This window comes from Adlercreutzia shanghongiae (assembly GCF_035830635.1).
In the GTDB taxonomy this organism is placed as follows: Bacteria; Actinomycetota; Coriobacteriia; order Coriobacteriales; family Eggerthellaceae; genus Adlercreutzia; species Adlercreutzia shanghongiae.
The window spans coordinates 19,608-40,527 of the sequence record NZ_JAYMFI010000003.1 but is presented as its reverse complement, the minus strand read 5'-3'; the positions used below and the strand labels follow the sequence as shown (position 1 = coordinate 40,527).

Here is a 20,920-nt window from a genome sequence, read left to right as displayed (position 1 = left end):
TGAGCCGGGCGAAAGGACCGTAGGGCGGCCCGAGCCCGACGCCTGAAGAAAGGAGGCCCTAAGTGGCCGATCGCAACATCGAAAACGCGAGCACCGAGGTGCCGGAGATTCCCGAAGAGCTCGAGCGCGTGCTCGTATTCGCCCTGGATGAGGCCAAGGAGAAGGTCGAAGGCGGCGAGGATGTCATTCCCTTCACGACGCTGGTGGTGAAGGACAATCTGTTCTTGGAGTCTCATCCCGGCGACTCGGCCGAGGAGTGCTTCGAGGCGGCGGAGAAGAACGTGCGCGGTGCCCGCGGCGCCACCTGCTACGCCTTCTGCTACGACGGTTACATCGAGACTGACGACGGCGTGAAGGACGCGCTCATCGCCGAGGGCGGCGTGCCCGGCGCCGAGGACGGCTACGCCATCGCGTATCTGTACGAGGTGTCCGACGACGGCGCCTTCACCTTCGAGTCGGAAGCCGCCTACATCGGCGAGGCCCCGAATTTCATGGAGAACCTGAAGGAGCCGGTGGACTACGCCGAGGAGGAAATCGACGAGCGCTACCTCGAGGAAGAGGAAGAGCCCGGCGAGACCGATGCCGTCGAGGAAGCCGAGGACTCCGAGGGAATTTAGGCGATACGTAAGATTAAAGTAATTCACTGTGAAGCCCGGCGCACTGAAGAGTGCGCCGGGCTTTGTTGTTGCTTGAAAAAGAAAAACCGGCGGAACTCCGATCCAGTTCCGCCGGCGGGCTGCTCATCGTCATGAGCACGGCGCTTGTTTCAAGGGCAGCGCCAAGAAAAGAAGTGACGCGGTGAGGAGGGGTGCCTCACCGCGTCGGAGGAGGGGGTAGCGGCATCGAGTGCCGCATTCTGCTTTCAAGGGGTATGAAGCAGAGCGATGGAAGCAGGGGAACTTCCAAATCGCTAATACGAATTGTAGGTCAAGACTTGTGTTGATGGCCATAATGTGCATGGTCCTCTGCGAAGAACGGCGTAAATTCGGCGGTGGAGGGCGCTCCAAGCCTACGACCTGGCCGTTTACCCCGCTGAGGAGTCCGCTCGCCCTCGGAGGACCTCTGAAGATGTTCCCGAATCGATTGTCGCGCCGCCGCAGAAAGCGGCAGGCAATCTTGTATCATGGAGGGCAACACATTCTCGGAAAGGAACTTCCCATGGCTGATCTTGCGCTGCGCTTTGGCAAAGATATGCTCGCCGTCTCGTCTCCTGCGGAGGAGGCGCTGCGCCGGGCGGGCATCGAGTCGGTGCGCGACCAGGCCCTGGCTCTGTTGGTGGAGCCGGAAACCATCGAGGAAGTCTATCGCATGGAAGCAGCGGCGGGCCCCCAATGCGTCGTTACCCCCGTGGCCGCTCTCACGCCGGCGCGCCTTGTGGCCATCGGCGCCGAGGGCAAGGGCGAGGCGCTTGCCGACGCGGCCCTTGCGGTGATGGCAGAGTTCAAGCCCCAGCATGTCCTGGTAGAAATCGGCCCGTGCGGATTGCCGCTCGATCCCGAGTCGAAGGCGTCGTTGGTTGAGAACCGCGACCAGTACGCCCGCGCCGCGAAGCTCTTTGAAGGGCGCACCTTCGACGCGTTCTTCTTGAATGGGTTCACCGCGATAGCCGACCTCAAGTGCGCGCTCATGGGACTGCGCAAAGTGAGCGATGCGCCCCTGATCGCGTCGGTGGAGGTGCGCGCCGACGGCCTGCTCACCGATGGCGTCGGCACTTGGCGCGAGTCAGTGGAGGTGATGGCGGAATACGGTGCGGCCGTGGCCGGGTTCTCCACGCTGGCGACGCCGGGCGCGGCCCGCGTTTTGGCCGAGCAGGCTCGCGACGCGCTGGCGTTCCAAGGAGCCGATCTGTGCCTTATGGCTACGCTGCAGGTGTTCGAGCGCGACGCCAAGCAGCAGGGCCCGACCGAGGAGAACCCCTACTACAGCCCCGATACCATGATGGCTGCCGCGCTAGAGTTGCGGGCCGCCGGCGTTCAGTTCCTGCGCGCCGCCGGCCAGGCGACCCCGGCCTACACCGGTGTTTTGGCCGCCGCTGTTGCGGGGCTCGACGTCGCTTCCGAGCTCTAAGAGGGTTAATGCTCGCTCTGCCCGTTCAAGCTCGCTGCGCTTTTGCGTCGCTGCATCCGGCGGTGTCGTTCGCGTTCTTTGCGGGGGCCCTTCTGCTCTGCATGGTGTTCGCCCATCCGCTGCTGCAGACCGAGGCTCTCTGCCTGGCGGCTCTGTGCTATGTCTCGTTTCGCGGGCGCAGCGCTTGGCGGTTCATCGGCGGCTTGGCGGTGCTTCTTGCGGTGGTCGCCCTTGTGAGCCCCCTGTTCAATACCCAGGGAGAAACCGTGCTCTTCCGCTGGTGGGCGGGGCGTCCCTATACGCTGGAGGCCCTGGCCTTGGGCGCTTCGACGGGGCTTATGCTCGCCGCCATGATGCTGTGGTTCGCGAGCTATCACCTGGTCATGACCTCCGATGCGTTTACGTTTCTGTTCGGCCGCGCTCTGCCCGGCCTGTCCACGGTGCTTGTGATGGTGCTGCGGCTTGTGCCCACCTATCGCCGGCGAATCGAGAAGCTCGCACTGGCCCATGCCGGCATCGGCCAGGGCCCTTCCGAGGGCGCCACGTTGGCGGCGCGGGTGCGCTCGGCGGGAACGGTGCTGGCGGCACTTTCCGCCGATGCGTTGGAAGGCGCTATCGTCACCGCCGATTCCATGGTCGCGCGGGGCTACGGGCTGCCCGGCCGCACGCACTTCGCGCTCTTTCGGTGGGAACGGCGCGACAGCGTGGTGCTTATGGTGATGGTCGGGCTGCTTGCTGCCGCGGTTGTCGCGCTCGTTCTGGGGGATACGACGGTACGGTATTTCCCCGCCATCGTTGTGCCGCCGGTGGGTGCCGACGTGCTCGTCGGCGTGCTCTGCTACGGCGTGTTTCTGCTGCTGCCCACCGCCATCAACCTGGGAGGGAGGCTCGCGTGGCGCTGCTCGCTTTCGAACATGTGACGTTTCGCTACCCGGGGGCGGCCCGGGCGGCGTTGCGTGAGGTGAACCTCGCCGTTGAGCCGGGGCAGTTCATGGTGGTGTGCGGCCCAAGCGGCTGCGGCAAGACGACGCTTCTGCGGCATCTCAAGCCGGCGCTTGCGCCCCATGGCGCTCGCGAGGGAAGGGTTCTCTTCGAAGGGGCGCCGCTGGAAGAGGTGCCCGCCCGCGAGCAGGTTGCCCGCCTCGGCTTTGTCATGCAGGATCCCGATGCGCAGTTGGTGACCGACAGCGTGTGGCACGAGCTCGCCTTCGTGCTGGAGAGCCTTGGCTGCGATCAGCGCACCATGCGCGTGCGGGTAGCGGAAATGGCCAGCTACTTCGGCATTCAGCACTGGTTTCACAGAAGGGTGGATACGCTGTCTGGCGGTCAGAAGCAGCTGCTGAACCTGGCTTCGGCCATGGTGGCGCGGCCTGAGGTGCTCGTGCTGGATGAGCCGACCGCCCAGCTTGACCCCCTTGCGGCGAGCGATTTTCTGGTCACAGTGCACAAGATCAACCGCGAGCTGGGAACCACTGTGGTTATGAGCGAGCATCGCCTGGAAGAGGCCTATGCGCTGGCCGATCGCGTTGTCGTTATGGATGCGGGGCGCGTCGTCGCCGATGGGGCGCCGCAGGTTGTGGCGGAGGCGCTGTTTCGCTCGGAGAGCCCGATGAGGGCAGCGCTGCCCGTTCCGGTTCGCGTCTGCGCTACCGTGGAAGAGTCGAGGGCCGACGGGCGAGCCGACGCCCTCGCGTCAGAAACCTGCGGGGCGGCCGATCGCCTTCCCCTCACGGTGCGCGAGGGGCGCGCGTGGCTGGCCGCGGAAGTTGCAGCTCATCCGCCGACGCGGCGCGCCCTGCCCGACGATTGCGCGGCCGATGCCCCGTCCGCGCCGCTGGCCGTCGAGCTTGAAGGAGTGTGGCTGCGCTACGAGCGCGATGGCGCCGACGTGCTGAAGGGCACGACGCTGGCGGTCCCCGAAGGGTCGCTGTTCGCCGTGGTCGGAGGCAACGGCACGGGGAAGTCCACGATGCTGCGGGCTCTCTGCGGCATTGCACGCTCCTATCGCGGTAAAATCACGGTGCTCGGGCGCCGTCTGAAAGACTGGAAGCGCGGCGATCTGTTCCACGGCGGCGTGGCGCTGCTGCCCCAGGACCCGCAAAGCCTCATGGCGAAGAAAACGGTGCGGGACGAGCTGGAAGAGATGCTCGCGCATCGGGGCCTTTCCGCCGAGCAGCGCGCGACGGCCCTTGCCGAGGTGGCGACGGCGACTGAAATAGAGCCGCTGCTGAGTGCCCATCCCTTCGACTTGTCCGGCGGCGAGCTGCAGCGGGCGGCGCTGGCCAAAGTGCTGCTCACGAGGCCGCGCCTGCTCTTGCTTGACGAGCCCACCAAGGGGCTTGATGCCGCGTTCAAAGAGCGGCTGGCGCGCATCTTTCGCCGGCTGGCAGCCCGCGGCACGACGGTGCTCATGGTGTCCCACGACGTGGAGTTCTGCGCGAGCTTCGCCGATGCGTGCGCGCTTTTCTTCGACGGCGGCATCGTGGCTGCCGATGCTTCTCGGCCCTTCTTCGCTTCCAACAGCTTCTACACCACCGCCGCTAGCCGCATGAGCCGCGGCCTGTTCGACAACGCCGTCACAGCTGAAGACGTGGTGAACCTATGCCTGAGCTAACCTTTGGCCCCGACGTGGGGGGCACGCCGGAGCGGAAAGGGCGCCCCGGGCGAGCGAAGGCGCTGGCTACGGTGCTGGGTGCCCTGGTGCTCGCGCCGCTGACCGTCGTGCTCGGCATGGAGGTTCCCGGCAACGGCTATTACCTTTCGGGCACGCTCATTGTGCTGTATGCGCTCGTGCCCTTCTTCGCATCGTTCGAAGGTCGCCGTCCCCAGGCGCGCGAAATTGCGGTGGTGGCCGTGCTCGCGGCTCTTGCCGTGGTGGCCCGTGCGGCGTTTGTCTGGGTGCCGCACTTCAAGCCCATGGCCGCCATCATTATGATTGCCGGCATAGCCGCCGGTCCTCAAGTTGGGTTCCTCGTCGGTTCCACCGCAGCCTTGGCCAGCAACTTCATCTTCGGCCAGGGCCCGTGGACGCCTTGGCAGATGCTCGCCTTCGGTCTGGTGGGCCTCATCGCCGGGCTTCTTGCCGATGCGCGCCTCTTCCCCCGGGCGAACCTCACCTGGCCCCGTCGCATCGCCCTAGCGATTGCGGGCTTCGTTCTCATCGTGGGTCTTGCGGGCCCCCTTCTCGACACGTCCACGTTCTTCTATCTTTCCACGGCGCCCACCTTCGAGCTGGCTGCCGCCGTCTACCTTGCCGGCCTTCCCGTGAACGCGGCCCATGGCGCGGCGGTGGCCGCAACGTTGCTGCTCGCAGCCAATCCGTTGCTCGATCAGCTGGATCGCCTTCGCGCGAAATACGGCCTGCTCGACCGGGACTGCGCTCCTCATCGAAATTAATTCTGTTCTTTTTCGACGCCGAAAAACACAACTTGTTCGGTTGAACTCGAACGGTGCCGCGAGTACTATATGTATCCGCCCTTAGAACCGCGAAACACAATATATTGTGGTTCTAATGGTTAATAACTCGTGGAAAAGAAGTTGGCAAACAATTCCAAAACACGGGTTTACCCCTTCGGGAATCATGGAGTGCGGTAGTGGGGAAAACATTGCTGCGCTTCTGCATGTTGTGGTTGGCAGGCCGTGAAGAGCGGCGCAGAAACGGTGTGAAGAGGACGCCGAAGAAAGGATGTAGAAGGACATGGTTAAAACCATCATCAAGCGCGACGGGCGTACGGCGGAATTCCATCCGGGCAAGATTGCCGATGCGGTGGAGAAGTCGTTCCAGGCGTGCGCGGCCATGCAGGATCGCGCCACCGCCGAGCAGATCGCCGCGACGGTCGTCGAGAAGCTTGAGAGCGGAGCCATCGAGGGCACGCCCACGGTTGAAGGCGTGCAGGACCTCGTGGAGGAGACCCTCATCGAGTCCGGCTTCGTGCAGACCGCCAAGGCCTACATTCTGTACCGCGCCGAGCGCAGCCGCGTGCGCGATGTGAACTCCCGCCTCATCCAGACGCTGAAGGACATCACCTTCTCGAAGGCCGCCGACTCCGACATGAAGCGCGAGAACGCCAACATCGATGCCGACACCGCCATGGGCACCATGCTGAAGTACGGCTCGGAATCGGCCAAGCAGTTCTACGAGATGTGCGTCATCGACCCGCGCTACGCCAAGGCGCACCGCGAGGGCGACATCCACATCCACGACATGGATTTCTACACGCTGACCACCACCTGCTGCCAGATCGAGCTGCGAAAGCTCTTCAAGGGCGGCTTCTCCACCGGCCACGGCGTGCTGCGCGAGCCCAACGACATCTCCAGCTACGCGGCTTTGGCCTGCATCGCCATCCAGTCGAACCAGAACGACCAGCATGGTGGCCAGTCGGTGTGCGACTTCGACTACGGCCTGGCCGTGGGCGTGCGCAAGACCTTCCGCCGTCTGTTCAAGAAGCACATCGCCGAAGGCATCGATCTTCTGACCGACATCGCCGACGACCGCGACTTCGCCGAGAACATGCTCGCCCGCATCGAGGAGGAGACCGGCACCATCGCCTCGCTTGAGATGGATTCCGCCTTCCGCGCCGCCGTGGTGAGTGCGCTGGTGGAGGCCGGCACCGACGAGGCTACGGCCGACCGCATCGTGGCCTACGCCGAGAAGAACGCCTCTCGCGACACCGATCGCCAGACCTTCCAGGCCATGGAGGCCCTGGTGCATAACTTGAACACCATGCACTCCCGCGCCGGCGCGCAGACGCCGTTCAGCTCGGTGAACTACGGCATGGACACGAGCCCCGAGGGCCGCATGGTCATCAAGAACATGCTGCTGGCCACCGAGGAGGGCCTGGGCTCCGGCGAGACGCCCATCTTCCCCGTGCAGATCTTCCGCGTGAAGGAGGGCGTGAACTACAACCCCGAGGACCCGAACTACGACCTGTTCAAGCTGGCCATGCACTGCTCGGCCAAGCGTCTGTTCCCGAACTTCAGCTTCCTGGATGCTCCGTTCAACGCCCAGTACTACAAGGGCACCCCGGAGACTGAGATCGCCTACATGGGCTGCCGCACCCGCGTGATGGGCAACCTGTACGACCCCGACCGCGAGATCACCCCCGGTCGCGGCAACCTGTCCTTCACCTCCATCAACCTGCCCCGTCTGGCCATCCGCGCCAAGGGCGACGTGGATTTGTTCTTCGACCTGCTGGATTCCAAGCTGCAGCTGGTGACCGGCCAGCTGGACGAGCGCTTCGAGATTCAGGCGCGCAAGCATGTGTACAACGCGCCGTTCCTCATGGGCCAGGGCGTGTGGATTGACTCCGAGAAGCTGAAGCCCACCGACGAGCAGCGCGAGGTGCTGAAGCACGGCACGCTGACCACCGGCTTCATCGGCCTGGCCGAGTGCCTGGTGGCGCTCACTGGCCAGCATCACGGCCAGTCGCCCGAGGCGCAGCGCCTGGGCCTGGAGATCGTGGGTCACATGCGTTCCTACTGCGACCGCATCTCGAAGGAGCGCGGCATGAACTACACGCTCATCGCCACGCCCGCCGAGGGTCTGTCGGGCCGCTTTGTTCGCATGGACCGCGCCCGCTACGGCGTCATTCCCGGCGTGACCGACCGCGACTACTACACCAACGGCTTCCACGTGCCGGTGTACTTCGACATCTCCGCCTACGACAAGATCGCCCTGGAGGCGCCCTACCACGCGCTCACCAACGGCGGCCACATCAGCTACATCGAGTTGGACGGCGATCCGTCCGACAACCTGGAGGCCTTCGAGAGCGTCATCCGCTACATGAAGGACTGCGGCATGGGATACGGTTCGGTGAACCACCCCGTCGATCGCGACCCGGTGTGCGGCTACAACGGCATCATCGAGGACGTGTGCCCGAAGTGCGGCCGCTCCGAGGATGCCCACAACCAGCCCTTCGAGCGCATCCGCCGCATCACGGGCTACCTGGTAGGCACGCTGGATCGCTTCAACGACGCCAAGCGCGCCGAGGAGAGCCAGCGCGTGAAGCACGACGTGCCCGCCGCGGAGTAACTGCGACGCTAAACGGCGTCAAAGAGCGCGACTGATCAGCATCTACACATAAGATGGCAGAGCGGCCTCCTATCCCGGGAGGCCGCTCTCGTTATCTGCCAATCTCTCGTTTTTGAGCATCCCCTGGCCCGCGCGTTTTGCCCGCGTCCCCCTCCCTCTCTCTCCGCCGCATACTTAAACTATACAAAAGTGCAGCTAACTCCCGCCAATCCATACAAAAGTGCTTCCAAGTGCTGTTGTGCGAGGAGTTAGCTGCACTTTTGTATAGTTTAGAACGAAACGGGGTCGCGGGGTTACGGGTCGTGAGTTGTGGGTCGCGGGGTTGTGGGTCGCGGGGTTGTGGGTTGCGAGTTGTGGGGTCGCGGGGTTGTGGAGAGCGTAGGGCACGGGCCAATCTAAATGCCGTGCCGCAATTTTTCGGAAAGAATTTACCTTCTCTTTACCTATCGCTTACTGGCACGGCTCATTGGATTCGCATACTGCCTTCGGCAATGATTTGTCGCGTTAGTTGGGCGACGGTTTTCGAAAGGCGGAAAGCGTGCAGGAGCTGATGCAAATCGGGTTGGGGCTGTTGGGGGGCCTCGCCATTTTCCTCTACGGCATGAACCTCATGAGCGGGAGCCTTCAGGAGGCAGCGGGAGAGCGCATGCGTTCCATTTTGGCCGCAGTGACGAAAAATCCCGTTCTCGGCGTGCTCGCTGGCGCGTTGGCCACGGCGGTGCTGCAAAGCTCGTCGGCCACCACGGTCATGGCCATCGGGTTTGTCAGCGCGGGCCTCATGAAGCTGCGTCAGGCCATCCCCATCATCATGGGCGCCAACATCGGCACCACCATCACCGCGCAGCTTATCGCCTTCAAGCTTTCCGATTACGTGCTGGGCATTGTGTTTGCGGGTTTCATCATCATGACCCTGGCGAAGCAGAGCAAGACGAAGCTTGGCGGACGGGCGCTCTTCGGGTTCGGCCTTTTGTTTCTTGGCATCGATACCATGGGCGGCGTCATGAAGCCTTTGGCGGAAAATCCTGTGTTCACGGATATGATTGCCCAGGTGACCGGCGTACCAGTGCTCGGGGTAATCGTGGGAACTCTCATGACCGTGGTCGTGCAAAGCTCCAGCGCCACTATCGCCGTGCTCCAGAACTTCGCCGCCACGCCGGGCCCCGACGGCGCGAGCCTTATCGGCTTGGAGGGTGCCATTCCGTTCCTGCTCGGCGATAACCTGGGCACCACCATCACGGCTTTGCTCGCTGCCATCGGCCAATCTCGCGACGCGAAGCGCGTGGCTTTGGCCCACTGCGTGTTCAACCTCTCCGGGTGCGTGCTGTTCAGCTTCCTTCTGACCCCCTTCGCGGTGGTCGTGGCCGCTATTCCGCCTGCTGGCCCCGAGGTGGAGGTCATCGCCCGCCAAATCGCCAATGCCCACACGCTGTTCAACGTATCCATGACCGCGCTGTGGCTGCCCTTCGTCTCCGTGATGGAGAGAATCGTCATGGCGCTTTTGCCCGAGAAGCCGCGTCGTCCCCGCGATCCGCTTATGGAAACGCCTTTCGCACCCGATGCGGCGGCGGCTTAAATCCCACGTCGCCGGACAGAGCGCACGTCTTTAGGGCCTACGGCTCCTTGACGCTTGCGTGCTTGTCCCGGCGCAGGGAGCACGGTGCGCTACAATGACCGCGCATCAATCCAAGAAAGGATACCTATGAGCCAGGCCCCGCTCATATACTATGTGGAAGACGACGAGCATATTCGCGATCTGACCGCCTATGCCCTGCGTCAAGCGGGTATGACGGTTCGAGCGTTTCCCGATGGCGAAGGATTTGCCGCGTTGTGCGCGGCTGAACCACCCGATGCCGTGCTGCTGGATATCATGCTTCCCGGCGACGATGGCCTTGCGCTTTTGCAGGCTCTGCGTTCTCAAGTGGCTACGGAGCATCTTCCCATCATGATGCTCACGGCCAAAGGCACCGAGTTCGACAAAGTAGTGGGGCTCGATGGCGGTGCCGACGATTACCTGGCGAAGCCCTTCGGCATGATGGAGCTCATCTCGCGGGTGAACGCCCTGCTGCGCCGTGCCAGCCGTCCTGCGCAAAGCGCTGCGGGGGAAAATTCGCCCGAACCCGGCGACGTGCTGAAAGCGGGGTCTGTCGTTCTCTCTCCGTCGGCGCGCACGGTAACGGCGGCAGGGCACGAGGTTAATCTCACGCGCAAGGAGTTCGACCTTCTGCGCGTCTTGCTCGAGCACAAGGGCCGCGTGCTTACCCGCGAACAGTTGCTCGACCAGGTGTGGGGCGTGAGCTTTGTCGGTGAGACTCGCACCGTGGACATGCATGTGAAGACCCTGCGCCGCAAGCTCGCCGAGGCTGCGCCCGGCTCCGAGGCGGCCATCGCCACCGTGCGCGGTGTGGGCTATCAGCTGAAGGAGTGGCGCGGTGACCAGTAAGCGCAGCGACTCGCCGACCACGTCTTTGGCCGCGGGAACCATCGGCCCTGATGCTGGTGCCGAGGTGGCGGGCCACATCGAGGAAATCGCCGAGATGACGCCCGAGTTCGCTGCGAAGCCCGCCCGCTCGCGTACGGCACTTTCGCGCAACAAGGAGCTCGCCCGGGCCGAGAAGATGCGCCGGGAGTTCTCGGCCAACGTGTCCCACGAGATGAAGACGCCGCTGCAGGTGATTTCCGGCTATGCGGAGCTTATGGCCAACGGCCTGGTGCCGCCCGAGGATGTGCCGCGCTTCGCCCAGCTCATCTACGAAGAGGCCCAGGCCATGCGCGCCCTCATCGACGACGTGCTCGTGCTCTCGCGCCTCGACGAGGTAGCCCCCGCCGCCGAAGAGGCTACCGCCGTGGATATTGCGGTGGTGGCCCATCATGTGGTGCAGCGCCTGGCGAAGCTAGCCGCCGACGCAGAGGTGACCGTGGCGCTGAGAACCGATCCGGTCATCATCCAGGGCAACGAGACGCTGCTTGAGCAGATGATCTACAACCTCGTGGAAAACGCCATTCGCTACAACCGGGAAGAAGGGCGCGTCTTCGTTGAAGTCTATGAAGAAGACACGGCCGTCATTCGCGTGAACGATACGGGCGCCGGCATTCCCGCCGACAAGCTGGAGAAGATATTCGAGCGCTTCTACCGTCTGGAAAAGAGCCGCTCCAAAGAACTCGGTGGCACGGGTCTTGGCCTAGCCATCGTAAAGCACGCCGCCCTCTACCACGGCGGCGACGTCACCGTGGAAAGCGAAGAAGACGCCGGCACCCGCTTCACCGTACGCTTGCCGTTGAGCTGAACGCCGACGGGCGCCTGCACATAGTGAAATTTCCGTTTCACTATTATTTCACTATTTTGGACGAGCCGGAGTCCTGGGTTTTGAAAGCCTGCGTGGTGCTGGGACGCTACCAGTTAAAAGGCTTCTCCAGGGAAAACGACGCGGGCTGCCATTCGACGACGGCGCCTTTGCGGCGGGTGGCGGGAACATCGATGAGGCGTTGGTTGGAAGAGCCGCGCCACTTCAGCTCCAGCGACTTGCGCGACTCAACGAAGGGGCCATCTACCAGCACGTCGATGCTGTCGAGCAAGCGAGCGACGCCCAGCTCAAAGGCAAGCGCGGCATCGGGTGCGGCATCGCCGAGCTCGGCGAGTTTCGCGCGGGCCTCTTCCGCCCGGCGCGCAAGGTCCTCGTAGCGGTAGCCGGTGTAGCACCAGATACCGTAGCCATCGCGCTTGAGTTCGGCGGCCAGGGCGGCGCAGGCCTCGGGCTGCTCGAAGGGCTCGCCGCCCGAGAGCGTCACGTCGCGTACAAGGCCGTTGGCGCGAATGTCGGCCAGCAGAGCGGCCAGGGTCGTTTCGGTGCCGCCGCAGGCAGGCTGGCTTTCGGGATTGTGGCATCCAGGGCAGTTGTGGGTGCAGCCCTGCACGAACACGGCATAGCGCAGCCCCGGCCCATCCACGATGGAATCGGGCTCGGTGCCAAAGAGCGAGAGGGTGGTGTTTTCGAAATCAGTTTCCATAGCGGCCATTGTAGCGCACTGGCCCCCTGGATCCCGACGGCCGCCGCCTTGTCATAAAGTTGGCACGTACGGCGCCAGCGGCACGGCGCCGATGGCCTTCCGGACAAGGTGGGCCTCCGCGCGCTGTGGGCAACGATAAGCCAACAGCTTATGGATGTTCTCCTGTCAAGACTTCCCCTGAGAGTTGTTTTGCGTATACTGAACTCAAGTCCTGTTCCCGCCATACACTGCGATGGACCGACGTATTATGACGAGGGAGCTCTAGAAGCGGTCGGAACGGAGATTCGTGTCCGTTGATACGAAAGCCGGGAAACCCGATGCGAGCACCCACCTTTTGAGGTGGGTTCATCCTCTGGCGTGGGGCAGGGCTCTTTTCATGCTTGGGGCCCGGTCGGGGTCTCCTTGGGGCCCTCTTCGGTTGTGGGCTCCTCTTCAATCGGGTGATTGTGCACATAGGGCGCGGCGGCGCGAATGGCGGCGTCGGTGGCGTTGCTCACTTTGTCCGGGTCGGCAATGGTAAAGCTCAGCGACCCGACGAAGCCCCGATCGCTGATGGACGAGAACGACACGTTCGGTCCCTTCTTAATTTTGCTCACCCGCGACACGGCCTTTTCGGCGGCATCTTCAATATGATGGGCCGCAGCCGTAAGGCGCTCGCTGTTGGTGGTGACCACCAAGGGAATGGAGATGACGTTCGGCGGCGAGAGCCTTTGCACGGCCGTTGAGGTCATAAGCGAGTTCGGGATATTGATAGAGGTTCCCGAGCTGTTCACGATCGTGGTGTAGCGCCAGGTAACGTCCTGCACCACGCCGGTCACGCCGCTGGGGCCCATCTGGATGTGGTCGCCGGGTTCCACGTTGCGCGACACGCTCACCATCAGGCCGCCGATAAGGTTCGAGAGCGTGTCCTGAAAACCCAGGGACACGGCAATGCCGACAACGCCCAGGCCGGTGATCATGGCGCTCACGTTCACGTTGAAGCAGATAGACAGGACGCACCCGATGCCGGTGAGCCATACCGCAACGCGAACCAGGTTGATGAAAATGGAGCTGGAGGGCAGAAGGGTCGTCTTGTTCAGAATGCGCCGCATGAAGGCCACGGCGATGCGGCTTGCCACCAGCGTGACAAGGCAAATGACCACCACGCCGATGACGGTGTTGAACCAATCGGCGTGAACGAATTTGTCGAAGGTGTCGAAAAGCGTTTCCATGCGCTCCATTATAGAAGCGGGCTTGGCCCAGAAGGAAGGGCGCACGCGGTCTTCACGGTTTTGTTATTCCGCTTCAACTGCCCTCTCGGGGACTTTGGAGGCAGGGCGTAAGCGGCGAGGGGTAGTGCTATACTTTCCCGGAACAAAACGGCGGCCGCGGGGTCGCGCCAGGGGAGGGACGTAACCGTTATGATAGACATTCCAAGTCCGGCTATTGCCGTGGTTGGGCGGCACAATTCAGGGAAGACCACGCTTATCGAGCGGCTCATTGCCGAGCTGGTGTCGCGGGGGCTTAACGTGGGCTCCATCAAGCACCATTCCCACCGCGGGTTCGATATCGACATTCCCGGGAAAGACTCCTACCGCCATCGCGCGGCCGGGGCCTCCGAGACGGTGATCGCGGCGCCGGGCCAGGTGGCGCGCATTAAAACCGTGGAAGACGAGGCGGAGTGCAGCGAGCTGGTGCGCTCTATGCCCAACCACGACATCATCGTGGTGGAGGGCTATCGCAAAAGCGGTCTGCCCACGGTGGAGATTATGCGCTCGGGCAACGAGGCCGACCATCGCGCGGCGCAGCTGTTCGTGGAAGCCGCGCGCAAGGGCCTGCCCCTGACCACGGACTTTACCCAGCTTGGCCGCAAGGCCGACCAGGGCGCGCTTGCGCAAGGCGCGTTCTCGGCGGCAGCCGATGCGGCGGCGAAGATGCCGTCCACGAACACCGTGGCGGTGGTGACCGACATTCCCGAGGCGCGCGAGGCCGCCGAGATCTACGGCATTCCCGCTATCGGTTTGGAAGACGTGGCGGCTTTGGCCGACTTTCTCGGCGAGCACTACGTGCGTCCGCGGGTGAGCGTGGTCATCCAGGCCGGCGGCGAGTCGCGGCGCATGGGGCAATCGAAGGCCACGGTGCCCTTTGCCGGACGTCCGCTCATTTGCCGCTTGGTGGAGCGCCTTGCCCCGGTAGCCGACGAGCTCATCATCACCACCAACGAAGCCGAGCGCCTCGGTTTTCTTGCCGAGCAGTATCCGGAGCTGGACATCAAGCTCGTGCCCGATGCCTATAAGGAGCGCGGCGCCCTTCCCGGCATGTACACAGCGCTCTCCTCGGCGAAGAACCCCTATGTGGCCGTGGTGGCCTGCGACATGGTGTTCGCGAGTCCGCGTCTGGTGGTGGCCGAGGCTTTGGCCATGCATGAGAGCGGCGCCGATGTGGTGGCGCCGGCCAACAAGCACGGCTTCGAGCCCTTACACGCTATGTACCGCAAAGACGGTTGCCTGGGAGCGGTGCATGCGCGCACCGAGCGCGGCGAGAAGCGCGTGCAGAGCTTCTTCGACGACCCCGCCGTTATGGTGCTGCCCTTCAGCCAAGACAAAGTGCTTGAGGTGGAGCCGCGCGGCGGTTGTTTCATTAACGCCAACACCCCCGAGGAGCTTGCTCGCATCGAGCAGTCCTACCTCGGCGAATAGGAGAAAGGCAGACGGGCCATGCCGAATTTGAACGACATCATGGAGATGATGGATGCCTTGGAAACGAAGGCGATCATCACTATCCCCACCTTCTGCGTGGCTGTGCGCAACCGTCACTCCTCGTGCCGCAAGTGCGCTGAGATCTGCCTGGCCGATGCCATCACCATCGACAAGAACGAGCTGAATATCGATGCCGGCGCTTGCGTGGCCTGTGGTGCCTGCGTGGCCGTGTGCCCCACCTCGGCGCTTGTCCCCATGGATCCGATGCCCGATGACTTGGCGGCGGCCGTGGCCGAGACCACCAACAGCGCCGAGGGCCTCACGGTTATCGCCTGCGCCCGCAAGGCGGCCCGCAACGTGGGCGACCCGGACAAGTACGCGGTGGTTCCCTGCCTGGGGCGCATGGAAGAAGAGCTCATGGTGGAGCTGGTGGCCCGCGGCGTGCCGGAAATCTGCCTGGTCGATGGCGAGTGCCGTACCTGCAAGTACCGTGGCGCGGTGCCCGCCATCGATGACACGGTGGAATCGACCCGCACGCTCATCGAGGCCATGGGCTCGGACGCGAAAATCACCCGCACTTCCGAGTTCCCCGAGTCGGTGCGCGTGGCTGATATGCGCAAGGCTGTGGGCGCCGCCCGACGCGAGTTTTTCACCTCGTCGGGCCACTACGCCAAGGACGTGGCGAAATCCGCCGCCGAGAAGGTGGTGAACGACAAGCTCAAGCAGCTGCACCTGCAGAAGCAGGAGCAATCGCTGCGCGAAAAACTCGGCGTGAAGAACGGCGCGGGGAAGATGCCCACCATTACCGCCGAGCGCAACATCGCTATTCTGGATGCCATGAGCCGCATCGGCGACCCCGACGAGCCGGCCGTCGACGAGATGTTCACGCGCATTTTCGGCGACATCGCCATCGATTCCGAGAAATGCTCCGGCTGCGGCATGTGCGTCATGTTCTGCCCCACCGACGCCCTGCGCAAGGCGGTGGACCGTCATCCCGACACAACTAAGGCCTACTTGGAGTTCCAAGTTTCCGACTGCGTGCAGTGCAACCTGTGCGCCGACGCATGCCTGAAGAAGTGCATCGAGATTATCCCCGTGGTCTCCATGGAGGAGCTCTTCGATTTCGAGCCCCGCCTCGTGGAGATATCCGCCGCCAAGAAGGGCAACAAACTCTTTAATCGCAATAAGTAAAGGAAGCTCTGCCGAAGCTGGCGATGCTGCGTTTGCGCTCAAAGTTAGTGCAACGCAACAAAGATTTAGAAACAGCCTGGACGACGGATGGGGAGGGTGGTATCCGCCGCCCAGGCTTTAAAGAAGGCGCGACGGTTGGGGGGTCGCGCGAGAGAAAAGCGCCTAGGCGTTTTCGGCGATGAATTTGCCCGTAAGATAGCCGTAGGTCATGGCAATGGAGTGGCTTGCTCCAGCCAAAGTTGCCGGATAGTCGCCGAGGAAGCGACCGCCCTGGGTATTGCCGATGGCGTACAAGCCAGGAAGCACGCGGAAGTTCTCGTCAAGCACTTGGGCATTTTTGTTTGTGGAAAGGCCGCTCATGGTTACCAGACAGCGTAGCGAGTCGTGCACATCATTGCCCTCGCCGCCGGTCACTTCCCATTTGATAGCGTAGAAAGGAGCCTTTTTGAGGGCAAACATACGCTCTGCTGTTTTACCGAAGTCTTCGTCTTTGCCCTTTTCGGCAAGTTCGTTATAGCGCTCAATCTCGGCTTTCATGGTGGCCGCTACATCTTCTTCAACACCCAAGTTGGCAATGAGCTCCTCGATGGTGTCTCCCTTGGCGCTTGTCCACTCGTCTACCGACTCCACCACTTCTGGCGCAAGCTTGGTGTAAGAGCCCAAGCCCGATTGCATATGGGTCACTTGTTCCGCGAAATCCCCATCGAACAGCTGGTAAACGAGCGTGCCGGGCTGGCGCAACACGGCCGAACCGAAGTGATCGTTCGTGAGGTCCTCGTTGATGTAGCGCTCTCCGTTGGCATTCAGTTGCAAGAAAGCGGCGACACCCATCTTGCCTAAATCACCATGAGCCATGGCGCAATGGGGCCCTTCTTCAATACGTCCGCCGACCCAATGCCCCATGAGCATGCCGTCTCCCTGGTCGCTATAATCGCCGTTCACGTCGGCGTGGGGATAGGTGAAGGTGAACTTGTCCTTCAGGTTGTAAATCCAGGGCATGTAGTAGGCGAGCAGGTCATCGTTGCGTACATAGCCACCGGTAGCGAGCACAACTCCCTGCGTGCCGTTTACCTGGGTGTGCTCACCAGTAGTCACATCTTCGAATATGACGCCGGTAATACGCCCGGTCTCATCGGTTACGAGCTGGCGGGCGCGGGCGTTGAAGAGCGCCTCTACGTTGCCCGTGTCCAGAGCCTTTTGGAAATTGGCCATCATGATGGGCTTGTGGCCCTTTTCAGGGGTGCGGAATGAGAGTGTTCCTGTGAAGACGCGCTCGTGGTCGACACCATATCGGTAGGGGGCATAGATATTGTTGTTGCCTACGTAGTACTGAGTTTCCTGATCGTACTGCTCACCGCCGGGGATTTGCCACAAAAGACCGTCGTAGGCTCCAGCGTACCAGTCGAAGGCCTCGCCGCAATGGTCAGCCCAGTTCTTAAGAACGCGGAAATCGGAGCGATGCCCGCACTGAATCATCATTTCGTTTACCAGCTCGGTAGTGTCAACGTCCTCAATCCCCATCATACGGGCGTTGTCGGTGTTGAAAGCGGCGAACTGCGAAGAGCGAGCAGAGGGCTCTTGGCAGCGCTCGATGGCGATAACCGAAAGACCGTTTTCGGCAGCAGAGCGAGTGGCAGATACGCCTGCTACGCCCAGACCCACGACGACCAAGTCAGCCTCTTTCGTTTCCTTGATGTCGGTGATGGGCTCAGGGGCAGAGAGAAACGACGGTGAACCAATGACGGCAGCTCCGGTCGCATCGGTAGCCGCTCCGCCGCCTGCCGCCATTTCGTTCGCGGTTTTTGGAGCGCAGCCTGCCATAGTGGCTGCCATTGCCGAGCCGAACAGTCCGGCTCCAACCAGAAATGAGCGGCGTGAAACATTTTGAGTCATAGGGTCCCTCCTAAGGTGACGGGTGGCAGCTCTGATGGCTGCCCTCTGCCGCCGCAGTATGGTTGTTGACGGCGTGCTCAACCAGTGGATGAGAGGGGGGATAAGGGGGGATTTTCATCCTCCCTTCATCAAGGATGCCTGGTAAGGGCTCTGCTCATCCCTTATGATGGAGAGGTGGAACGGAGTTGAATGGAGCTGTCGACAACAAAACCCAAAATGTGGGGTGACCGCTTTGAGGCCCTTTGGTGCACGGGACTTTTCTTCGCGCTCTCGTTTTCCACGGTATCCAGCCTTGCCGTAGGCCAGGATTTCGAGCCACCTGTTCTTGGCAGCTTTTCCACGTTCGTCCGTGCTGCGGCCTTTCTGGCTGTGGCTCTAGGGGCTGGGCGTGTCAAAAGCCTTAAGGGCCGGCCGCGTCTGCTGGCGTTAATCGCCGCGGTCATGGGCCTGTGCTTTCTAGGGCGCATTGCGGGGTTTTCTGCGGAAAGCGGGATGGCGGGCGTTGCGTTTGTTTGCGCGCTGGTGACTGTGGCGAACGCGTGCTCGGCAGTGCTGTATCTTGCTTGGATGGAGCTGTATGCCCAAATGGACATGCGCCACGGGTTGCTGCTTCTTTGCGTGGTGCATCTGGCTTCGGCGTTGACATCCTTCGGTTTGTTCTCTTTGGGCTCGAATCCGGTCGCGCTCGTCTCTATTGCGGTACTGCCCTTGGCATCTGTGGCAGCTCTCTTTAAAGCGGATCGGTCCACAGCTGGCGCGCCTTATCGTCAGGGAGAGGCGACGAGTGGTGCAACTTGGACGATGTCACCGCGACCGCTCATTCTTCTTGCCGCCTTCACTCTGACTAATACATTTCTACGCAGTTTCCTCGGTGTCGAGGATAAGGCATTCGTGTTGCTTGGGGTTTGCGTAGCCGCTCTCGCGGTGCTCATCGGTGCTGTCGCGCGGTTTGGGGCATTCGAGCCCAAGACGCTTTACGAGGTGTCGGTCCCTGTTCTCATTGCGGGCACAATGTTTGTGCTTGTGGGCTTGCCGGGCGCTGGTGTGGCCGCAGCGTTTTGCTCCAATGCTGCCTTTACGCTGTTCTCCATTTTCATCACGGTGGTGTTCTGCGCCATCTCCTACCGCTACGGCGTGAATGCCCTGTGGTTGTTCGGCATTACGCAGGCGGCACTTACGGGTGGTTCGTTTTTGGGGTCGATTTTGCCCTGGGGTGAGAGGCTGCTTTCCATTCCCAGCGTGGGGGTGACGGCTCCCATTGCGGTGCTGGTGGTTGTGCTTGTGGCGCTTTCGATGTTGCTAGTGTCTGATCGTGATTTTGAGACTACCTGGGGTGTGACTCCGCTTCAAAAGGCCGAAACGACTCCTTCGACTTTGGCAGGTGAAGACATAGAAGTTCGTCGCTGTGCGAAAGCGGCGAAGCTTTATGGCCTTACCCGTCGGGAGGAAGAGATACTGTTGTTGATGATGCGCGGTCATACCCTGTCGCGTATCGCCGCCGAGCTGTATGTTGCTGAATCCACAATGAAGACACATACACGTCATATATATCGAAAGGCTGGAGTATCTAATCGTCAGGAGCTACAGACAGAGATCGAAAGGCTTTCGGTGTAACCTCAAGGCTTAGATGCGGCTAACGGACTTCCTGCTCAAAAACAAGCGTCTTAAGCTCTTCACGGGTATGAATGCTTAGCTTCTCGTAGATATGGCGCACATGGACTTTGGCAGTGCCTTTTGCAATGACGAGATTCTGCGCTACTTCAGCGATGCTTTTTCCTTGTACAAGTAGGGAGAGAACATCCTCTTCACGAGGCGTGAGCTCGTATTGCCGTCGTATAAGGGAGCAGGCAATAGCGAGACGCTCTGCGCTGTCATCGATTTCAGAAGTAGCGCTCAGATTGGAACCAGAGGGATTGATGCGCGGTACGCTCCAGTATTCCTTTTGAGTCGGGGCGCGCCACAAGATGAGAGCGAACGCGATGACAAGTACGGCGACAGCTCCAGCTACCACAAGGTCTGATAGGACGGAATGTCCGCCTATGCTTATGACAACGTTGTCTACCAGGCGCCCGAGCAGAGAGAATATGGCACGAATGCCTCGCTCCAACCCGAAGAGCATGATTGCGCTGAAGCCGAATCGCCGCGACAGGTCGCAAAGAATGCAAAAAATGAGGATAGAAAAAGCTGTGTAACTAAGAGAAGCGCATATGTTGGCAAAAAGGGTGCCGACAAGATTGTAGGCGGAAACGAAAACCAGAGAGCAGACCATTGATGGGAGCGCTATTCGCTGCATGACGTCAAGGTCGAATTTATCTCGAAAACGCGTGATGCCAATAAGCACAATGGATGAAGCGGCTATGACACCTATCGAAGACATAGGCCCCATTACGGATGTCAGCTCGTTTTCACGCAGCCCGTAAGCAAAAGCATACAGCGACATGAGAGCAATAGGCGTCCAGGGTAGGGGATGCCGCGTTGCTTGCTTGAGCGGAAGATCTTCGGGGGCCACTTGAGAAAAACTGCGCAGTACACATGCCATGGATGCGACGGGGAGCAAGGTTGCCGCTGTTCCTGTGTAAGGGAGAATAAAGCCTCGGCATATCAGAATGACCGCCGCGCCTGCCAAGATAGAGGCGGCGTAGTACACAGCGACCTGATACGGGCTGAGGCAAGCGTACAGTTCCGACCAAATGAGAATGAGCAAAGCGATGCCAAAGCCGCAGGTAATGGCGGAGGGCAAAGCGGTCAGAGGAGCCGCGGCGGGAAAGACCAAGGTCAAGAAATTGACAATCGTGCCGAGTGATACCGCGCCGGCGGCAGCCCATAGGAGCATGCTCTTCCTGAAGAGTGGTGTAACGCAACGATGCAAGAGCGCACAAGCTAGCAGGACAAGAACCATAGCTCCATCGAAAATGTCCTGACCGGCAATGGGCAGGGTGGGAAAAGGGATCCACGTTCCCACGTAGACGATTTCAATCCATGCGCGATAGAGGCCCAAGCCAAGAAAAACCAGGGGTATCTTCGGTAGCTGAGTGCTCAAAACTTTCCCTTCCCT

General features: G+C 61.6%; 16 protein-coding genes. 12 read left to right on the top strand and 4 right to left on the bottom strand.

All coding sequences use genetic code 11. The features are described 5' to 3' along the window. Positions 1 to 62 precede the first annotated feature (62 nt). The 9 genes from VJ923_RS02275 (at position 63) to VJ923_RS02235 (ending at position 11,382) form a co-directional block, all read left to right on the top strand. A complete protein-coding gene (locus VJ923_RS02275) occupies positions 63 to 617 on the top strand; it encodes a hypothetical protein (RefSeq protein ID WP_326438119.1) in 555 nt (184 codons plus the stop codon). 541 nt (positions 618 to 1,158) lie between these two features. Continuing rightward, entirely contained in the window at positions 1,159 to 2,067 is a 909-nt protein-coding gene (locus tag VJ923_RS02270) for a homocysteine S-methyltransferase family protein (RefSeq protein WP_326438117.1), read from the top strand. A gap of 8 nt (positions 2,068 to 2,075) precedes the next feature. Further along, on the top strand, positions 2,076 to 2,987 hold the full coding sequence (locus VJ923_RS02265; RefSeq protein ID WP_326438115.1) for an energy-coupling factor transporter transmembrane component T: 912 nt from the start codon (positions 2,076 to 2,078) through the stop codon (positions 2,985 to 2,987). Beyond that, complete coding sequence (locus VJ923_RS02260; protein WP_326438113.1) at positions 2,960 to 4,681, top strand: ABC transporter ATP-binding protein; 1,722 nt, start codon at positions 2,960 to 2,962, stop codon at positions 4,679 to 4,681. Before VJ923_RS02265 ends, VJ923_RS02260 begins: the two co-directional genes overlap by 28 nt. Then, a complete protein-coding gene (locus VJ923_RS02255; RefSeq protein WP_326438111.1) occupies positions 4,669 to 5,463 on the top strand; it encodes an ECF transporter S component in 795 nt (264 codons plus the stop codon). Before VJ923_RS02260 ends, VJ923_RS02255 begins: the two co-directional genes overlap by 13 nt. 301 nt (positions 5,464 to 5,764) lie before the next feature. Continuing rightward, positions 5,765 to 8,098, top strand: coding sequence for an anaerobic ribonucleoside triphosphate reductase (locus tag VJ923_RS02250; protein WP_326438109.1), 2,334 nt, complete (start codon positions 5,765 to 5,767; stop codon positions 8,096 to 8,098). Between the two features lie 538 nt (positions 8,099 to 8,636). After that, entirely contained in the window at positions 8,637 to 9,671 is a 1,035-nt protein-coding gene (locus VJ923_RS02245) for a Na/Pi cotransporter family protein (protein WP_326438107.1), read from the top strand. Positions 9,672 to 9,797: 126 nt separating this feature from the next. Beyond that, complete coding sequence (locus VJ923_RS02240; RefSeq protein WP_326438104.1) at positions 9,798 to 10,538, top strand: response regulator transcription factor; 741 nt, start codon at positions 9,798 to 9,800, stop codon at positions 10,536 to 10,538. Then, positions 10,528 to 11,382 (top strand): sensor histidine kinase, encoded by an 855-nt coding sequence (locus VJ923_RS02235; RefSeq protein ID WP_326438102.1) that lies wholly within the window; start codon positions 10,528 to 10,530, stop codon positions 11,380 to 11,382. Before VJ923_RS02240 ends, VJ923_RS02235 begins: the two co-directional genes overlap by 11 nt. A gap of 106 nt (positions 11,383 to 11,488) precedes the next feature. Here the strand turns inward: VJ923_RS02235 and VJ923_RS02230 are convergent, their stop codons facing one another. Further along, positions 11,489 to 12,103, bottom strand: coding sequence for a 4Fe-4S cluster-binding domain-containing protein (locus VJ923_RS02230; RefSeq protein WP_326438100.1), 615 nt, complete (start codon positions 12,101 to 12,103; stop codon positions 11,489 to 11,491). Positions 12,104 to 12,477: 374 nt separating this feature from the next. Next, positions 12,478 to 13,314, bottom strand: coding sequence for a mechanosensitive ion channel family protein (locus VJ923_RS02225; protein WP_326438098.1), 837 nt, complete (start codon positions 13,312 to 13,314; stop codon positions 12,478 to 12,480). Between the two features lie 189 nt (positions 13,315 to 13,503). On the opposite strand from VJ923_RS02225, the gene mobB reads away from it, so the two are divergent. Together mobB and VJ923_RS02215 are read left to right on the top strand one after the other, a co-directional pair. Next, entirely contained in the window at positions 13,504 to 14,781 is a 1,278-nt protein-coding gene (mobB, locus tag VJ923_RS02220) for a molybdopterin-guanine dinucleotide biosynthesis protein B (protein ID WP_326438096.1), read from the top strand. Between the two features lie 18 nt (positions 14,782 to 14,799). Further along, positions 14,800 to 15,972: a 4Fe-4S binding protein gene (locus tag VJ923_RS02215; RefSeq protein WP_326438093.1), complete on the top strand. Its 1,173-nt coding sequence runs from the start codon at positions 14,800 to 14,802 to the stop codon at positions 15,970 to 15,972. Positions 15,973 to 16,134: 162 nt separating this feature from the next. Here the strand turns inward: VJ923_RS02215 and VJ923_RS02210 are convergent, their stop codons facing one another. Further along, positions 16,135 to 17,760 carry an FAD-dependent oxidoreductase gene (locus VJ923_RS02210; RefSeq protein WP_326438091.1) on the bottom strand — a complete coding sequence of 542 codons (1,626 nt, stop codon included), beginning with the start codon at positions 17,758 to 17,760 and terminating at the stop codon, positions 16,135 to 16,137. Between the two features lie 294 nt (positions 17,761 to 18,054). On the opposite strand from VJ923_RS02210, the gene VJ923_RS02205 reads away from it, so the two are divergent. Beyond that, positions 18,055 to 19,479, top strand: coding sequence for a response regulator transcription factor (locus VJ923_RS02205; RefSeq protein ID WP_326438089.1), 1,425 nt, complete (start codon positions 18,055 to 18,057; stop codon positions 19,477 to 19,479). A 19-nt stretch (positions 19,480 to 19,498) separates the two neighbouring features. Here the strand turns inward: VJ923_RS02205 and VJ923_RS02200 are convergent, their stop codons facing one another. After that, positions 19,499 to 20,905: a response regulator transcription factor gene (locus VJ923_RS02200; RefSeq protein ID WP_326438087.1), complete on the bottom strand. Its 1,407-nt coding sequence runs from the start codon at positions 20,903 to 20,905 to the stop codon at positions 19,499 to 19,501. Positions 20,906 to 20,920: the final 15 nt, after the last annotated feature.